We start from the raw sequence: 17,702 nt of genomic DNA on the forward strand, positions 1-17,702 counted from the left end.
GCATCTGCACCATCGATCGATGTGGCGGATGCAGGAAAGTGCCGCGGATGCAGGTCAGATACGCACGTCACCCACCAGGTTCACCTTGATGCCCATGCCGTCGAACATCGCAGCCTTCGCGATCAGCGCCTTGTCGGCCGTCTCGGCGTCGGGCGCGTAGACGAGCTGCGCGTGGTTGGCCTTGTGGCGGGCCATGAACTGGTCACGGCTCTGGCCGTGCAGCACGACGTGCGCGATCGGCCACTCCTCGTTGGTCGCGGCCTTGCGGCGCTGCGTCTCGTCTTCGGGCAGCTCGATGACGGATGCCCGGAAGATGTCGGCCTGGAGGATGCCGTCGGCGATGAACACGCGGCTCAGCACCACTTCACCGGGCTTCGACACACCGTTGAGCGTCGCGCCGCCGGCCGGGAAGAACACGTGCCCCTGGCGCCAGCCCTCCGCCTTGTCCCAGCCGCCGAGGTGCGAAGCGGGGACGGAGCCCGAGATCTCGTACGCCCACACGAACTCACCGTCGTACTCCTCACCCCAGCGCACGTCGTGCAGGGTGTTGTCGGGCACAAGGCCCATCGCACGCCAGACACGGTCTGTGACGAGTGCGTCGACGGCGACTCCCTCGTCGGCCTCGTTGAAGTGCGGGAACGCGCGGCCCTCGTGCAGCACGCGCGAGCCGTCGCGGCTGGTCACCGGCGGGCGCTGGGTGGAGTTCAGGATGCCCTCGGCGAGGTCCGATGCCGGCACAAGGTCCTTCAGACCCTGCTGGTACTGGATGCCGACAGCATCCAATCCGAAGTCATCGGCGATCCGCAGGGCGGCGATGTACATCTTCATCTGCCACTGCACCTGCTCGCGGGTGAGCTCGGTGGTGCCGTCCTCGCCGAAGTTGAACGTCATGCCGTTCTCGATCAGCCAGTCGAAGGCGGCGTCGGCCTCTTCTTCGGCGACCTCGAGCATCTCGGCGTACAGCGCCGACTGCGACAGGCGCTCCTTGTAGATGCCGGTGTGGTTGAGCAGCTCGTCGTCGAAGATGGCGTTGTACATGCCCATGCAGCCCTCGTCGAAGACGCCGATGATGGCCTTCTCGTCGAGCAGCTGCGCCGCGAGCGCCTCGCCGAGCTGCTTCTCAGGGCTGTCCGGCAGGGCGGGCAGCGCGCGTACGTGGGAGTCGTCGTGCACGATGGCGCCGGTCTCGGTCCATTCGCGGATGCCGTTCGTGAACCACTCGTCGGTGAAGTCGACCGACCAGGTGGTGGCGTAGGGCTTATCCATCTTGGTGAGGCCGGCGTTCAGGCCGAGAAGTCCGACAAGCCCGGGCCAGTCGCCGGCGAAGTTGGCGACCGTGAGGATCGGGCCCTCGTGGGTGCGCAGGCCTGCGAGCACGTGGTGCGAGTACTGCCAGTTGGCGATGGCGACGACCAGCGGCGCGTCGGTGGGGATGCTCTTGAAGACCTCCAGGCCCATGCGCTGGCTCGAGATAAAGCCGTGGCCGGTCGCCGGGTCGACGCCGAACGGGCGGATGACACTCCAGCCGAGGCCCTCGAGCACGCCGGTGACACCGGCTTCGAGTGCGACCTGGGTGGGCCAGCCGGCGATGTTGGCGGATTCGCGCAGGTCGCCCGAGGTGATCAGGTACGCGGTCTTCGGCGCGGATGCCGGGCGCGTGGCGGGGGTGGGGAGGGTGTAGCTCATGGTTTTCTCCGGTGTTGAGTGGTTGTCTGGCAGCCGCGCGGCGTGCACGTCGCCGGCGCGGAGTCGGATGCCACGGGCGACGGTCGTCCCGTGAAGCTGCAGTTCGTCGGCTTCGAGTTCGCCGCCGTCGAGATGGATGGTCAGAGCGTCGTCATCGATCTCGACGCGCCCCCATCCCTTCCCCGTGGTGAACAGCGACCGGAACGGACCGGGCATGGCCGGCGCGAAGCCGAGGCTGCGTGTCGGGGCATCCCACTGCGCACCGCCGGCCGCGATGAGCAACCCCCACGAGGCCAGCGAGCGGGCGTAATGATTGCCGCACTCGATCTCATTCCACGGATTGCGATGCGCGCCGTCGTATCGTGCGCGCATCGTCCGCTCGACCAGCAGGGCGTCGTCTGTGCGGCCGGCGAACAGCAGGGATGCCGCGACCTGGTGCTCGATGCCGGTCCACACCTCGTCGGAGTACACGAACGGGATCGCGGGCCTTCCGCCGCGGGGCCAGGAGGCGAGCAGCAGCCCGCCCTCGTCGTTGAGCGCGTACACCCGCTGGGTGCTTTCGTGTCGGGACAGGTCGGAGCGATGATTGTGCCGCACGATCGCGGCGAGCGCCGACTCGATGCGCTCGCGCGGCAGCAGATGCCCGAGTCCGCCAAGAAAGGCGTGGAACTGGCCGAGCAACTGGTCGGAGAGGATGCCCTCGCCGTACTGGTAGCGGTGTTGATCGACGTCGGCTATCACCTGCCGGTAGTACTCGCCGTTCCACAGCACGGCGTCCATGGCATCCGCCACCCGGTCGGCGCTCGCCGACCAGTCCTGCGCGCGATCGGTCTCGCCGAGGTGCGCGGCCATCCGCGAGCCTGCACGCAGGGCGGCCAGAAGCATGCCGTTCGCCAGCGGCTCGATCCCGTGGAACTCGATGTCGTAGGTGTTGTGCAGCTCGCCGTCGAGCAGGCCGTCGCCGTCCCGGTCCCACTCGCGGATCGCGTAGTCGAGGGTGCGGGATGCCGCCGGCCACAGTTCCGCGAGGAACGCGTCGTCCCCACTGAAGCGCCACTCGCGGTGCAGACGCAGCAGGGTGCCGAGTTGTCCGTCGACGGCAGGACCCATGAACCAGGAAGGGCCACCGAAGATGCGGTTGCCGCGGAACTTCTGGGCGCCGTCGGCATCCGTCTCGAGCAGGTACTCGGCGCGGCGCGCGCTGCGCTCGAGCGAGGGGAAGAGCCAGGCCGCCGTCTGCGCGTACGACCAGACGTGAGTGCAGGTGCCCTCGCAGGATCCGCCGTGGTCGAACGAGCCCTCCCACGCGGCGAAGACGGGCCCCTCGCCCAGCTCGGCATTCGGGGATTCGAGCACGAAGCAGGTGGTCGAGCGGAGGGCTGCGATGTTCGCACCCGCCGCATCGCTGATGGCGGGGTCGAGGGTGCCGCCGTAGAGCGCCTCGACGAAGGCGTTCGTCGCGGCTTCGAGTTCAGGGAGCCCACGGTGCAGGTGCGTCGCCGCAGACCAGGCATCCGGCCAGAGTGTCGCGTAGTGATTGCGGACGATGCCGCCCTCGGGATCGTCGAAGATGATGTGGCCGTGCCAGCCGCGGCGGCGGTTGGGGAAGCTCCACGCGAGCACGAACTCGAAATCGCGGCTCTCACCGGGAGCGAGCGTGTGCACGATGCCGAGAGATCCGGTGCGGATGCGGGGCAGCTTTGCCATCATCTCGGCCTCGCTGAGCGGTGCGGCGTCACCGTCGGCATCCAGTTCGGCGAAGAGCCCGCGCGGACGATCCTCCAGCGTGAGCCGGGGCTCGGGTGTCAGCATCCCATCGTCGGCGAGGTCGTTCCAGAACAGCCGGGCGCCGTCGGGCCAGTAGCTGGTCACCCATTGCGGCTTGACGGTGGTCGCGGCATCCGTCGTCGTCAGACTCAGTGTGCCGTACCCGGGGTCGTCGTCAGCAAGGTCGATGCCGAAGTCGAGCCCGCGCACGTCTCCGTCGTCGCGCCAGCGAACGGTCTGCGTGGCGCGCATGCCCCAGGGCGCGTCGGGACCGGGCGTGCCGCGGCCCGCGGTGTGCGAGACACTGCCGACGACCGTTGTCGCGACCGGCGAGGGCCCCGGATTGGTCACCCGGTATCGCAGCACCGCGGCGGGAATGCCGGACGCATCGGCGTCGAGCGGCACGAGCGGCGTGAACGCGCGGAGCGAGACGTCGACGGGGAGGTCGTCGTCGGAGAAGTCGATGTCGACCACCGGATACTCGCCATGGAGATTCGCGCCGGCCAGGCGCGGCAGGCCCGCGAGCTGGTCGAACGGGTAGCCCGCATCCGCGTCGTGACGGCCGTTGAGCCGCGCCTCGAGAACGCGGGTGATCGCCTCGCCGCCCTCGGGCGCCGCGTGGATCGCGAAGAAGGAGTGCGGGTTGACGCGACCCTTGTCGGGCAGGTTCTCCAGCTCCCAGTCGCGCAACTCGCCGCGGGCGCCGAGCGAGACGTTGCCGGTGCCGATGCCGCCGAGCGGGAAAGCAGTGGCCTGGGAGGTGTGCGGGATGCCGCGGGTACGGCGCTGCTCATCCACGATGGGCTCCGTGTTGCTCGCGTGCTCGCTGATCCGCGGCGAGCTCGTGGACGACGTCCTTCGAACCCTGGTAGAGCCGCACGTAACGGTCGAAAAGGGTGTCGTAGAAGTCGCGCAGATCGGCGTTCGGTGTGATCGTCTGCGTGATCGGGTTCCAGTCGGTGATGACCGGAGCTGCTCCGGGTTCAGCCACGGCGGATGCCGCGAGGAAGGCAGCTCCGTAGCTGGCGCCGATTGTCGTCGCGGGCACCTCCTGCACGAGCCCCGTGACGTCGGAGACGACCTGCAGCCACAGCTGCCCCTGCGTGCCACCCCCGACGGCCACGATGCGCCGGATGTCGGCGCCCGCCGCGCGCATGGTCTCGACGTTGTGCCGCACGCCGAGCGCGGTCGCCTCGAGGGCCGCTCGGTAAAGATCGCCGCGGGTGTGCTCGAGCGTGAGCCCGGCGAGGACGCCGCGGGCGTCGGGGTCCTGGATGGGCGTGCGCTCCCCCGCGAAGTACGGAAGGACGAGGAGTCCCTTCGCGCCGGGCCCGGAATTCTCGGCATCCGCCAGCAGATCGGGGTAGTCGGATCCGGTGAGGTCCTTCAGCCAGGCCGTCAGCGCGCCGGACGTCGACAGACCGCCAGCGAGATTGCGGGTGCCGGGGAAAGCCCCCGCGGTGGTCCACATCGACGGGGTGCGCAGAGTCTCATCGCCGGTGGCGACCAGGAACATGGTCGTGCCGTACATCAGCATGAGGTCGCCGACCTCGTGGGCGCCGACGCTGACCGCCTCGGTCCACGCGTCGATCGTGCCGGTGATGACCGGGGTGCCAGCCGGGATGCCGCTGGTCTCTGCTGCTTCGGCGGTCACGTGGCCGGCGATCTCCCCGGCCCAGGTGAGGCGCGGCTGCGCGATCGAGTCGGCGTAACGCTGCCACCACGGTTCGTACCAGGTCTCGTTCTCGATGTCATAGAGCGGTGAGGTCTGGCTGGCCGACTGGTGGTCCAGTACGTAGGCGCCAGTGAGCTTGCGGGCCAGCCACGAGGCAGGCATATACAGGCGAGTGGCGCGCGCGAAGGCATCCGCCTCTTCATCGGCGATCCACGCGATCTTCGTCCCCGCCGCCTGCGAGGTGAGGGTCGAGCCGCCGACGCGGGTGATCTCGGTTACCCCCAACTCCTCCGTCATGCGCGCGATCTGAGCGCCGGAGCGGGTGTCGACGCCGTACAGGATCGCCGCGCGCACCGGCTCGTCGCTCTCGTCGGTGAGGAGCACGCAGGGCCCCATGCCGCTGACGCCGACGGCGGAGATCTCGGCCGCGTCCGATCCCTGAGCCGCCCGAAGGGCGGCGGTCAGTTCGCGAGCGATGTCGGTGAACTCATCCCACCAGATGCGCGCATCCATCTCGACCCAGCCCGTGTGCGGACGGTCGACGTCGTGCGCGCGGGTGGTGGATGCCACGATGCTGCCGTCTTCGGCGACGAGCACACCCTTCGTGCTCGACGTGCCGATGTCCACCCCGAGGGTGCAGTGCATGTCGTCCTCCTTGGTATGACAAGCTTCGTACAGGTTATGCGAAATCGATTTCATGTCGCAAGGGAAGCCTGTATGCGATCTTCCGGTCGCAGATTCTGCCGGAACCGGGACGCAGCTCCGCGTCCCGGTCGCAGTTTCTGCCGCTAACCAGCGCTCAGAACGGCAGAAACTGCGACCGGAACGGTGGCGCCGGGGTCAGCGGGCTGCGCCGGCGGCATGCACCTGGTTGCGCAGCACGACCGTGCGCGCGGGCTGCTGATCGCCGCGGATGCGCTCGAGGAGCATGTTCGCCGCGGTGACGCCCATGTGTCGTGCCGGCAGCCGCACCACGGTCACCGCACTCGGTGAGAGTGTCGTGAACGGCAACGAGCCGATCACCGCGACGCCGACGGCGGGAGGGGTGAGTCCGTGCTCGGTGAGCACCTGGATCGCTCCCACTCCGATGAGGTTGTTTCCGGCGACGACAGCATCGGGCCGCTCGGGCAGCGCGAGCAGCTCCTCCATGGCTGCTCGTCCGCCGTCGACGCGGAAGGTCGAGAACCGCAGCAGTTCGGGATCGATCTCCCGCCCCTCAGCGGTGAGGGCATCCTGCCATCCGGCGGCACGCTCGGCGGCGGTGTCGATGTGCGCCGGCCCTCCGATGTAGGCGATGCGGCGGTAACCCGCGCGGATCAGATCCTTCGTCGCCGAGGTTCCCGCAGCGCGGTTGGCCATCACGACACCGTCGACGTCGTAGGCGGTGTGGCGGTCTACCGCGACGACGGGCCGGCCGGTCGCGATGATCGGATCAAGGTTCGAGCTCTCTGACGCCGTCGCGATGATGACGCCGGACATGTGCTCGGCGATCGCAATCTGCAGATAGGTCGACTCCTTGTCGAGCTGCGCGTCGGAGTTGCACAGGACGACGGAGTACCCGGCCTTCGAGGCCACGTCCTCGACGCCGCGCGCCATCTCGGTGAAGTACGGGTTCTCGATGTCGGGGATGACGAGGGCGATGACCTCGGAGTTCTGCGTGCGGAGCGTGCGCGCGGCGCGATTGGGCGTGAAGTTGAGCCGCTTCGCGGCGTCGCGGACGGCGGCGACCTTCTCGTCCGACACGCTGGTGCCATTGAAGACGCGCGAGACAGTGGCCGGCGAGACTCCCGCCAGCTCCGCGACGTCGTAGATCGTGGACATGTGCACCTCACTGCATGTTCCGGTTGCCCGGTCGTGATGAAACAGTATCGCGCCGAGACGCGCTCTGGTGCTCGGTTCTGAAATCGATTACATTTGGGAGACCTCGATGTTCGGTGCTCCGCCGGCCAGACACACAAGGACGTGAAAGAAGAGATGACATCTGCACGCTCTGATCTCGCATCGATCGCCGCACTGCGCTCCGTGCAGACGCGATCGATCTCACCGGAGAACTTCGACGGATCCGCAGGGGGCGGCGGTCGCGCCACCGAGGGGACCGGTGCTTCCTGCGCCCGCGACCTCGGGCCCGGCTGGAAGATCTCGCCGAGCGTCGACATCAAGGCTGGTGAGACCTTCGACCTCGCGAACATCCAGGGGGCAGGCAAGATCACGCACATCTGGATCACCACGCACACCGACAACTGGCGCACCCTGATCCTGCGGGCGTTCTGGGACGGTTCGGACGAACCTGCGGTCGAAGTGCCCTACGGCGACTTCTTCTGTAACGGCTGGGGCGTGTTCGCTCAGGTGAACTCGCAGGCGATCGCCGCGAACCCGCAAGGCGGATTCAACTCCTACTGGCCGATGCCGTTCCGCGACGGTGCGCGGCTGACCATCGAGAACACCTCGACGGTCGATGTGCGCGTTTACTACCAGGTCACCTACGAGATCGGCGGCGACTACTCGCAGGACGGCTATTTCCATGCGCAGTGGCGCCGGTCGAACCCGCTCGAGGAATTGACCCCCCACGTCATCCTGGAGGGCATCGAGGGTCAGGGGCAGTACGTCGGCACCTACATCGCGTGGGGCGTGAACTCCAACGGATGGTGGGGTGAGGGCGAGATCAAGTTCTATCTCGACGACGACACCGACTATCCGACGATCTGCGGCACCGGCACCGAGGACTACTTCGGCGGCGCGTGGAACTTCGACATCCCGGGCGAGGGCTACACCGAGTTCTCGACGCCCTATCTGGGCATGCCGCAGGTGATCCGGCCCGACGGACTGTACGTCTCGCAGCAGCGGTTCGGCATGTACCGCTGGCACCTGCTGGACCCCATCCATTTCGCCACGGGCATCCCCAAGGTCGACATCCAGGCACTCGGGTGGCGCAGCGGGTGGCGCTACCTTCCGCTGCGTGACGACATCGCCTCGACGGCGATGTTCTACCTCGATCGCCCGACCGCGCGACGGCCGAAGTCGCCGAGCGCCGACGACATGGAGGTCCACCTAGGGACTGCCCCGGTCCCCGACATCGGCGCCACTCCCCCGCGGGCGCCCCAGGGCTGAGGTGGTCGGTATGACGGACGCCATCTACCCCGACCTCGACGGCAAGCTCGTCGTCGTCACCGGCGGCGGGCGAGGCATCGGGCTCGCGACAGTGCTCCGGTTCATCGGTCAGGGCGCCCGTGTGGTCGTGCTCGACCTGGCGGGCAATGCGGACATCGACGCGGAGTTCATCGAGGTCGACGTGACGGATGCCGGTGCCGTGGCATCCGCGGCTGACACGCTGACCGCGCGCCTGGGTGCACCCGATGTCGTGCTGAACGCCGCGGGTATCGTGCGCTCGGCGAGCGCGGAAGTCATGTCGGCAGAGGACTGGACGCGCGTGATCGACGTCAACCTCTCCGGCACCTTCCACGTGTGCCAGGCGTTCGGGCGGCACATGCTCGCCGCCGGTCGCGGCGCGATCGTCAACATCGCGTCGATGAGTGGCACGGTGAGCAATTTCCCGCAGAAGCAGGTGAGCTACAACGCGTCCAAGGCCGGCGTCATGCACCTCACGAAGACCCTGGCCGGAGAATGGGCCGATCGCGGCGTGCGCGTGAACTCGGTCTCCCCTGGCTACATCGCCACGGATCTGACCGCAGCGCTGCTCGAGCGCGAACCCGAGCTGGGCGAGGTGTGGCGTGAGCGCACACCGACCGGGCGGCTGGGCACCCCCGACGAGGTCGCGTCGATCATCTTGTTCCTCGCCTCGGAGGCGTCGAGTCTGATGACCGGCTCCGACGTGATCGCCGATGGCGGCTACACCGTCTGGTGACAACCGACCGCGTCACTGCCAGGTGGCCCTACGGCTCGCGCGCCGTGTCCCGAATTTGCTGCAGTAAGGATCGAAGCGTTGCCTCGACCGAAGGGAGATCCTCGTCCACCGTGGCCCGAACGGTCTCTATGTCGATCCAAGCGTATCCATGCGCGATGCGATTGCGCATGCCCCAGATCACCGACCATTCATCACCGAACAGTCCGGTCGTGAGGTCAGGCGCTCCTCGATGGAGGGTCTCGATCGTCGCAGCCAGCCTCAACGAGACCGCATCGGCCACGGTCTCGTCATCGATCGCGCCACGCGCAAGATGGCGGTGCATTGCGTCGAGGTGTGCAATGGCTTCGGCAAGCGATTCCTGGGGCGTGCGTTTCACAACGGCACCGACTCTGCCAGCACCCGGTCGCGTGCATACCCCGGGAGCGCCCTCAGCGGCACGACATCCACCTGCGCATCGATGACGGCAGATAGTTCCCGTTCGAGTCGCGACAGAGCGCCCAGACCGAGCACTCGAGTTGTGTCGATGAGTAGGTCCACGTCGGAGTCGGATGTCTCCGCCCGGGTGGCGACGCTGCCGAAGATGCGCGCATCCGCGACGCCGAACTTCGTCAGCACATCCAGCAGCTGTTGACGGTTCTGCGACACTTTGAACGCGAGTGGCCCTGGCCGCTTCTGACGCAGGAGTCGCGATACCTCCGGTTGACTGCGGCGCACCGTCTGCGCGATGTCCCTTTGGGACAAGCCCTCGGCGGCGGCGCGGTGAACGGTATCGATCAACAGCTCCCGCGCCTGGCGCTGCAATGCGTCCGCCCGTGCGGCCTCGCGACGGATCTCCTTCAACGGCTCTGGCGACGCCATATAGGTGATGCTATCACCGCGCCTCGCCTAGAGAAACCCCTTCACCCCCCCTGACGCTCGACAAGCTGCTGCACCCTACGCGGCGCAAACTACTTCAGCCCCGCCATCTTGATGTTGCCGATGATCTGACGCTGGAAGATGAGGAACAGGATGACCACGGGCGCTGCGGCGAGCACCGAGCCTGCCATGAGCAGTCCCAGCTCGGTGCTGCGTTCCGACCGGAACGTAGCCAGATACTGCTGCACGACGAACCGCTCCGGTGTGGTGATGGTCAGGATCGGCCAGACGTAGGAGTTCCAGTAAGCAAGGAACGCGGTGATTCCCATCACGACGAACGGCGGCTTCGAAAGCGGCAGGAAGACCCGCACGAAGATCGCGAATCGTCCGCAGCCGTCCAGCATCGCCGCCTCTTCGAGGCTCGCGGGGATGTTCAGGTAGAACTGTCGGATGAAGAACACCGTTGCGGCGCTCGCGGCCCCTGGCAGCACCAGCACAGCGAGGGTGTCGAGCATCGAGAGCCTCGTCACAACGATGAAGCTCGTCAGCAGGATCGTCATCGCCGGGATGAACATCGTGGTGATGACGATCGTCCAGATGGTCCGCTTGAACCGGAACTCCAAGCGCGCGAAAGCGTAGGCGGCGAGGGAGTTGACGGTGAGGCTGAGGAGTGTGAACAGGACGGCGCCCATGAAAGTCCACCCCATGGTCAGCGCGAACGTGGGATCCGACAGGATCTGGACGTAGTTCTCCCACCGCCACACCTCGGGGAAGAACTGGAACGGGGTCTGGATGACCTCAGTCTTCGATTTGAAGCCGGCGATCACCATCCACGCCAGCGGGAAGAGCGCTGCGACGAGGAAGAGCAGACCGGCGATCAGCTTGCCGACGAGGACCAGCCATGATCCGGGCGTGCGCGGCATCCGGGGGCGTCTGGGCTCCTTGCCTGCGAGGACGATCCGGGTCGTCTCCTGCAACGAGGTCATCTCAGTCCACCAGCCTTTCCGAGTTCACGAATCTGAACACGACCGCCGAGACGGTGCCCAGCACGACGAACATCAGCAGTGCCGCCGCGATCGAGTAGCCGACATTGATGTCGTTGCGGAAGTGATTGAAGATGAACAGGTTCGGCAGCATGGTCGAATCCAGCGGCCCGCCGTTGGTCATGACCAATGGAAGCTCGAATTGCTGGATCGCTGCCACGAACCCGGTGATCAGCAGGTAGAGGAGGATGTTCTTCATCTGCGGAAGGGTGATGAAGACAGTCTTCTGCCACCAGTTCGCGCCCTCCATCGCCGCCGCCTCGTAGAACTCCTGCGGGATGTCCACCATCGCGGCCACCATGATCAGTGACGTCAGGCCCATGCCCAGCCAGATCGCCGGAACGGCGATGGCGAGCAGCGCCCAGGCTGGATCGCCGATCCACGCGATCGGGTCGATGCCGAACAGCGCGAGGAACCAGTTGAGCAGACCGCCGGAGTAGTCGTAGATCAGCACGAAGATGATCGACGTGATCACCGCGGAGATGATCGTCGGAATGTAGATGCTGACCTTCAGGACGCTGGCGAATTTCCTGCCGACACTGACGACCAGGCTGGCGAACAGGAACGCCAAGATCAGCATGGGCGGCACCGTCATCGCGACGAAGACGAACCCTCGACCGACTGCCGCCCAGAACAGCGGGTCGGACATCACGTCGGTGAAGTTCTTCCAGCCGACGAACTCTGGATCCTTGTAGAAGCTCCAGTTCTGGAACGACAGGTAGCCCGCGTAGATCGCCGGCCAGATCACGAAGATCCCCAGGAGACCGACGACCGGCAACAGGAACCAGTACGCGATCTTGTCGTCCCGGAATCGATGCCGGTTCTGCCTCTGCCGGATCATCCGGCGCTCTTGCACAGCTTGGCTGGCCATGTCCACCTCGTCGTTCGTGCGTCACAGTTCGGGGGCCGGGATCACCCCGGCCCCCGAATCGTGTCGGGTCAGTTCTTCGGCGCCTTCTCGGCCAGGCCGTCGCGGTCAATCACGGTTTGGATCGCGTTGTTCGCGGTCTTGATCGCGTCATCCGCAGATGCTGCCCCCTTCATCACCGACTCGAAAGCGGTGCCGACCGCGAGCGAGACATCCCATGGGTAGGTGGGCTCAGGGATGGCCGTCGGAGCGATCTCGTTGACGATGACGTCCGACCATGGCGCATCGGCTGCCGCCTCGTCGTCGGCGACGGCATCCTGAACCGACTGGCGGACCGGCACCTTCGTGAACTGCGTATTGACGAAGAACGGCACGACGTTCTCCGGGTCGCCGGCGATCGCCCAGCTGAGGAACTCGCCTGCCGCTTCGGCATTCGCGGTCTTGGCGTCGACGACCCACTTGAAGTTGCCGAGCGTCGTCGCGGCGCGGTCGTCGGATCCTTCGGCGTTCGGGAACGCGCCGATTCCGGTGGAGCCGAGCAGGTCGGGGTAGTCCGAGCCGATCTCCGACATCATCCACGAGCCCGAGACCTTGAAGGCGACCTTCTGCTCGCCGAAGTCCTTGCCCTCGACATACGCGGCGAGCGGCTGCTTCGGCATATAGCCGTTGTCCCACAGCGCCTTGTACTGCTCCATCATCGCGCGATAGCCGTCGTCGTCGATGTTCGGTGCGGTCCAGTCGTCGGTGAGCGCGGTGTGGCCGGCGAAGTTGTACTGCTGCCCGACTGAGGACCACGCGAAGGTCGCGGCGTCCTGTGCCGGCGAGATGCAGTACTGACCGCTCGCCAGTGTCGGCTGGATCTTCTCGCAGGCCGCCATCAGGTCGTCCCAAGTCTCCGGGCCGTTCTCCGAGTCCACGCCGGCTGCGTCAAGCAGGTCCTTGTTCCAGAACAGCACGGCCTGGGGCTCGAGCAGCAGCGGGTACGCGTAGTAGGTGCCATCGATCGCGGACACCGGCTTGGCTGCGTCGATGATCTCCTCCAGAGCATCGGCGGGAACGATCTCGTCGAGCTCATGCAGTTGCCCGGCGTTGACAGCATCCTGGATGCTGCCGGGGTGGGTGTAGACGTCGGGCGCCTTGCCAGCGGCCTGCGCAGCCTTCATCTTCTGATCCCACGCGTCAGCGGGAACCTCAGTGCCGACGACCTTGATCTCGTCCTGAGACTCGTTGAACTCCTTGACGATGTTCTCGTACCACTCGTTCTCGACCGGGGTGAACGTCCGGTGCCAGAACTGGATGGTGGTGGCTCCGGACGCATCGCCGTCGTCCGCCGACTCTCCCGGTGTGCTCGACCCGCAGCCGGAGAGGGCGAGCGTGCCGACCGTCACCGCACCCACTGCGGCGATCACGGCACGACGTGTGCGTGTGATTCTCATGGTTTCTCCTCAGGAACACGACTCGTCCTCGAGTCGGGGCTGTGTGCGGCGACTGTGCCGTACGCGTCACGCTAGACGAAATCGATTTCACGCGCAAGCGTCATTCGTCCGAGGCGCGCTCAAGGTCCGCCGAGAACCAGAACACGTTGTAAGGGCCCCAGAGCGACAACGTGAAGTACACCGTCCTGCCGTCCGCTGAGACATACCGCGGATTCATGTACGGCGAGTACAGACCCGGATAGTCGCCGGCCGAGACGAGCTCGACCGGGTCGCCCCACGGACCCCAGGGCGTGATGCCCTCGCGGATGTACGCGTTGCCGGCGTCCGAATAGGTCATCAGCCAGCGATCGAGATAAGTCGACCACATCACGGAGAGCTCACCGATCGTCCCGTCGACAACGGTCTCGGCGTCCGCCATCTCGGCACTCCACCGCGGCGTCTCGCCATCGACGGCGGCGAAGTACGAGTACGCGCCCTGGTCTTCGACGGACGCCTCGTCAGCCGGTACACGCATCAGCTGGACCCCACCGAACCTGCCGGCGGGGATCGACCAGAAGTAGACGTAGTCCTCGCCGTCCTCGGAGACCTGCGCCGTGGCGACCTGGATGAAGTTCGAGTCGCCCGGCCACCGGACGCCGGCGACGGGATCCCAGGATTCGCCGCCGTCCCGCGAGACGATGAGCGCCGAGTGATTCGCGTCCCACGCGCCGGGATCGCCCCAGTGACGCACCGACATGTACGACACGTAGATCGTCTCCCCGATGGCGAAGCCGTAAGTGGGGATCTTCGTGACCTCGCCGCCGGCCCCGTTCGCATCGTGGTCACCCTCGATGAGGGCTGCGGCGAGGCCGACATCGTCGGAGAACCAGCCGTCGAACGTGATGCCGTCCGTCGGATCGTCGTCGGTCGTCCATGCCGACACGTTGGAGCGCCAGAACCCGCCCTGGCCACCGATCGACTCCGGATCGCGTTCGCCGAACGTGTCTCCGAACAGGAAGAGCGTGCGGTCGCCGACGTTCACCATCGAACCGAGATCGGTGCCGGCGACCGACACCGAGGCGGTGTCGTTCATCGCATCGGGCCCGGTGAGCTGCGCGATCTCGGTGACCTCAGAAACACCTGCGAGCACGAACGGCTTGTCCGGATCGGGATCGACACTCACGGCGTCACCGACGGAGCAGGCTGCGAGCGACAGGGACAGACAGGTGGATGCCACGATGGCGGTCCAGTGGGTGAGCGTACGGCGTTCACGAGACATGATCCTCCTTGATCGGAGCCCACTCTAGCGAAATCGATTTCAACCGACTACGTTGATCTCTCACCGACGTCGCCACACCCCGCCCACCCTCGAAAGGACAACTCCGTTGCGCACCGACTGGGCCGAGAGATTCGCCGCCGCCACGCCCGCCTCCATCGAAGGCACGTGGCTCCGTCCCGTCGCCGATGCTCCAGCCGAGCCGCGCTGGGGTCATGCTGACGGCCTGCAGATCGGCATCCATCCGATCCCCGGACCGCGCGGTCTGCTGCGGATCTTCACGCACTACCTCGACCATCCCCGGGAGAGGCTGGTGAACTTCGTCGCCGTCGAGCCGATCCCGGTCGGAAACACCGAGCGCGGCTACTCCGAACTCGAGCCCAGCTCGCTGGACCCAGGCGACAACGGCAAGCGCTTCTGGTCGATGGACACCCCCGACGACCTCGCGCCGCGCGACCCGCTCGCCCCGGCTCAAGGTGTCGTCGACGACGTCGACGGCGTCGAGCGCCTCACCGTGTGGATCGGGGTCGAGCGCTTCGACAACGGCGCGGATGTGCGAGTGCGCGTGCGGTTCCGCGCCGACCGGCCGCACGAGGTGGAGGTCGCGGGCTTCGCGAACGACGGTTCGGTTGCCCTGTCGCACCTGGTTCTCACCGCCACGATGGGAAACTGGGCACGTCTTCGCCGGCTGCACCTGGCAGACCGGGTCGTCGAGACGGCGGAGTTGTGGCCGGATCACTCCGGCACCGGGTTCACGGAGCACAGTCGGTTCCCACTCGCGGATCTCACGCGCGACGGGGATGCCGCGGTGGTCAGCGCCACCGGGGACGAGGACGATCCGGGCGCTGTCACCTATTCGGACGACACTGCCAAGCACTGGCACTTCCTCGGGCGACGCGGAACGCAAGCCTGGCGGGTGGACGACCCGCATCCCGATCTCGAGGTGCTGGTCAACGCGCGCTGGTCGTACTGGGCGAGCGCCTCCCCGATCCCCGGCGGCCCGGCCTACGAGAACTTCGAGATCCTGGAGCCGTTCCGTCAGGGTGCATCGTTCCGATTCTCGATCGAACCGCTGGACTGATGGGAGACGACAGAGCCCAGACTCAGCCACGGACCCAAGTCGCGGCCTCCCGACCTTGCACCAGAAACCGCTCAGCCGCCCCGGGCTAAGCTGGAGCACGCAAGCCCTCACGAGCACAAGAAAGCGAGGTGGTTCATCATGTCCGGTGACAGTCACAGTCACAGACTTCTTCCCCTCCTCGCTTTCGCACCGCTCGGCTGAGCGACGCCCCATCGGAGCGCGTCTGCCGCCTGCCGCGGTGCCTTCCCGTAAGGCATGCCATGACTCCCACGCAGCTTGAGCACATCTCCGACGTCGCCGACACCGTCGAGCAGCTGATCGCCCGCGGCGATCTAGCTGAGGCGTCTGCCGCACTGACCCCGCTGAACATCCCGGAACTCGTCGAACTGCTCGGCCGGCTCAGCATCGCCGACGGCGCCGTCGTCTACCGATTGCTGGCGAAGACCAGGGCACTCGAGGTCTTCGAGGCGCTCACACCGGGCACGCAGAGCGACCTGATCCAGGCGCTGCAGGACTCCGAGGTCACCCGCCTGTTCGCCGAGATGGATCCCGACGACCGCGTCTGGCTGATCGACGAGCTGCCGGCCTCGGTCGCACCCCGCCTGCTGCGGGGGCTCTCGTCGCGGGAACGCGAGCTGACGGCATCCGTGCTCGGTTATCGCGACAACGCGATCGGGCGACGGATGAGTCCAGAGGTGATCATCACCCACCCGCAGTCGACCGTGGGAGACACGATGCGGCGAGTGCGCGCCGGACTCGACCACGCCGAGACGATCTACACCCTCCCGGTCACCGATGCCGGCCGCCGCGTGGTGGGCGTCGTCAGTCTGCGCGACCTGCTCGCAGCATCCGACGACGACGCCATCGCCGACCTGATGAGCGACGCGCACGTCGCGAACGCCGATGAGGACGCCGAGACCGTCGCGCGCCGCACCACCGACCTCGGGCTGCTGGCGCTGCCCATCGTCGACAGCGAGGAGCGGCTCGTCGGGGTGCTCACGATTGACGATGCGGCGCGCATCCTCAAGCAGGAGGAGAGTGAGGATGCTGCCCGCCAGGGCGGCGTGGAGCCGCTGCGCCGGTCGTACCTGTCGACCCCGATCCGGCGCCTGGTGCGCTCGCGCGTGGTGTGGCTGCTGGTGCTCGCCGTCGGTGCGACGCTCACCGTGCAGGTGCTCGACACGTTCGAGGCGACGCTGGCGCAGATGACGGTGCTGGCCCTGTTCGTGCCGCTGCTGATCGGTACGGGCGGCAACACGGGCAACCAGGCTGCGACCACCGTGACCCGTTCACTGGCTCTGGGCGAGATCACGCCCCGCGATGTGCGCAAGGTGCTCTCGCGCGAGATCCGCGTCGGGCTCAGCCTCGGACTGCTGCTCGGCCTGCTGGGGTTCGGCATCGCCGGACTGGTCTACGACTGGCACATCGGCCTGGTCATCGGGCTGACGCTCACCGCGGTGTGCACGGTGGCAGCATCCATCGGCGGCATCATGCCGCTCGCCGCGCGAGCCATCAAGGTCGACCCGGCCGTGTTCTCGAACCCGTTCATCACGACGTTCGTCGACGCGACGGGTCTGATCATCTACTTCCTCATCGCGAAGGCCGTGCTCGGGATCTGACGCTCTCGCGGCTGGGTGCGCCACACTTTTCTGCATCTGCGCCATCGATCGATGGCGCAGATGCAGGAAGGGGTAGCGCGTGCGCCACTGCGTCAGCCCTCGTCGTCGGCGCGGTCGGAGCCGCGCTCGTCACCGGCGGCGCGGCGCGCACGCGGATGCCACAGCACCACTTCCGTCGAGCGGCGGATCCGCCGGCTCGACCCGACCGGCACGATGGAGCCGGTGGCCCCCGCGGCGAACACGCGCACGCCGGGACGATTGTCGCGCTCGGCGCGCAGCGCGCCCTCCAACTCCACGACGCGGCGCCGCAGCATCCGCACCTCGTCCTCCAGATCGAGCAAGCGGGCGATGGCCGGCAGACTCATCCCCTCGCTCGAGAGCTGGGCGACCTCACGCAGCTGCTCGACGTCGCGCATCGAGTAGCGGCGCGAGCCGCCGCGGGTGCGACCGGGCACCACCAGGCCGATGCGGTCGTACTGCCGCAGCGTCTGAGGGTGCATTCCGGCCAGTTCCGCGGCGACCGCGATCGCGAAGACGGGTGCGTCGGCGTCCATG

The 17,702-nt window shown here is 67.0% G+C and carries 14 protein-coding genes; 4 read left to right on the plus strand and 10 right to left on the minus strand.

Translation table 11 applies throughout. The features are described 5' to 3' along the window. Positions 1-54 precede the first annotated feature (54 nt). The 3 genes from WDU99_RS06680 to WDU99_RS06690 all read right to left on the minus strand — a co-directional run bounded on the left by WDU99_RS06680 (position 55) and on the right by WDU99_RS06690 (position 6,949). Entirely contained in the window at positions 55-4,251 is a 4,197-nt protein-coding gene (locus tag WDU99_RS06680; RefSeq protein ID WP_337331662.1) for a GH116 family glycosyl-hydrolase, read from the minus strand. Beyond that, entirely contained in the window at positions 4,244-5,773 is a 1,530-nt protein-coding gene (locus WDU99_RS06685; protein ID WP_337331663.1) for an FGGY-family carbohydrate kinase, read from the minus strand. Before WDU99_RS06685 ends, WDU99_RS06680 begins: the two co-directional genes overlap by 8 nt. 195 nt (positions 5,774-5,968) lie before the next feature. Beyond that, complete coding sequence (locus tag WDU99_RS06690) at positions 5,969-6,949, minus strand: LacI family DNA-binding transcriptional regulator (protein ID WP_337331664.1); 981 nt, start codon at positions 6,947-6,949, stop codon at positions 5,969-5,971. A gap of 153 nt (positions 6,950-7,102) precedes the next feature. Here WDU99_RS06690 and WDU99_RS06695 point away from each other — a divergent pair, with 153 nt between their 5' ends. Then, complete coding sequence (locus tag WDU99_RS06695; RefSeq protein ID WP_337331665.1) at positions 7,103-8,236, plus strand: glycoside hydrolase family 172 protein; 1,134 nt, start codon at positions 7,103-7,105, stop codon at positions 8,234-8,236. A 10-nt stretch (positions 8,237-8,246) separates the two neighbouring features. Beyond that, positions 8,247-8,990: an SDR family NAD(P)-dependent oxidoreductase gene (locus tag WDU99_RS06700; protein WP_337331666.1), complete on the plus strand. Its 744-nt coding sequence runs from the start codon at positions 8,247-8,249 to the stop codon at positions 8,988-8,990. 28 nt (positions 8,991-9,018) lie between these two features. On the opposite strand, the gene WDU99_RS06705 is transcribed toward WDU99_RS06700, so the two are convergent. The 6 genes from WDU99_RS06705 to WDU99_RS06730 all read right to left on the minus strand — a co-directional run bounded on the left by WDU99_RS06705 (position 9,019) and on the right by WDU99_RS06730 (position 14,450). Continuing rightward, the gene (locus tag WDU99_RS06705; protein ID WP_337331667.1) at positions 9,019-9,366 is read right to left on the minus strand and encodes a HepT-like ribonuclease domain-containing protein; all 348 of its coding nucleotides are present in this window, start codon (positions 9,364-9,366) and stop codon (positions 9,019-9,021) included. After that, positions 9,363-9,848: a nucleotidyltransferase family protein gene (locus WDU99_RS06710; protein ID WP_337331668.1), complete on the minus strand. Its 486-nt coding sequence runs from the start codon at positions 9,846-9,848 to the stop codon at positions 9,363-9,365. Before WDU99_RS06710 ends, WDU99_RS06705 begins: the two co-directional genes overlap by 4 nt. Positions 9,849-9,937: 89 nt before the next feature. Next, positions 9,938-10,831, minus strand: a complete 894-nt coding sequence (locus WDU99_RS06715; protein ID WP_337331669.1) for a carbohydrate ABC transporter permease — start codon at positions 10,829-10,831, stop codon at positions 9,938-9,940. 1 nt (position 10,832) lies between these two features. Continuing rightward, positions 10,833-11,759: a carbohydrate ABC transporter permease gene (locus WDU99_RS06720; protein ID WP_337331670.1), complete on the minus strand. Its 927-nt coding sequence runs from the start codon at positions 11,757-11,759 to the stop codon at positions 10,833-10,835. 68 nt (positions 11,760-11,827) lie between these two features. Then, positions 11,828-13,192: an ABC transporter substrate-binding protein gene (locus WDU99_RS06725; RefSeq protein WP_337331671.1), complete on the minus strand. Its 1,365-nt coding sequence runs from the start codon at positions 13,190-13,192 to the stop codon at positions 11,828-11,830. Positions 13,193-13,292: 100 nt separating this feature from the next. After that, positions 13,293-14,450 (minus strand): DUF4185 domain-containing protein, encoded by a 1,158-nt coding sequence (locus WDU99_RS06730; RefSeq protein WP_337331672.1) that lies wholly within the window; start codon positions 14,448-14,450, stop codon positions 13,293-13,295. Between the two features lie 106 nt (positions 14,451-14,556). Between WDU99_RS06730 and WDU99_RS06735 the strand changes: the two genes are divergently transcribed. Both WDU99_RS06735 and mgtE read left to right on the plus strand, forming a co-directional pair. After that, positions 14,557-15,528: a hypothetical protein gene (locus WDU99_RS06735; protein WP_337331673.1), complete on the plus strand. Its 972-nt coding sequence runs from the start codon at positions 14,557-14,559 to the stop codon at positions 15,526-15,528. Positions 15,529-15,788: 260 nt separating this feature from the next. Beyond that, complete coding sequence (gene mgtE / locus WDU99_RS06740; RefSeq protein WP_337331674.1) at positions 15,789-17,147, plus strand: magnesium transporter; 1,359 nt, start codon at positions 15,789-15,791, stop codon at positions 17,145-17,147. Positions 17,148-17,239: 92 nt separating this feature from the next. Here the strand turns inward: mgtE and WDU99_RS06745 are convergent, their stop codons facing one another. Beyond that, on the minus strand, positions 17,240-17,701 hold the full coding sequence (locus WDU99_RS06745) for a heat shock protein transcriptional repressor HspR (RefSeq protein ID WP_337331675.1): 462 nt from the start codon (positions 17,699-17,701) through the stop codon (positions 17,240-17,242). Between the last annotated feature and the right edge of the window lies 1 nt (position 17,702).

Origin of the sequence: Microbacterium bandirmense (assembly GCF_037204185.1) — a bacterium.
GTDB lineage: Bacteria > Actinomycetota > Actinomycetes > Actinomycetales > Microbacteriaceae > Microbacterium > Microbacterium bandirmense.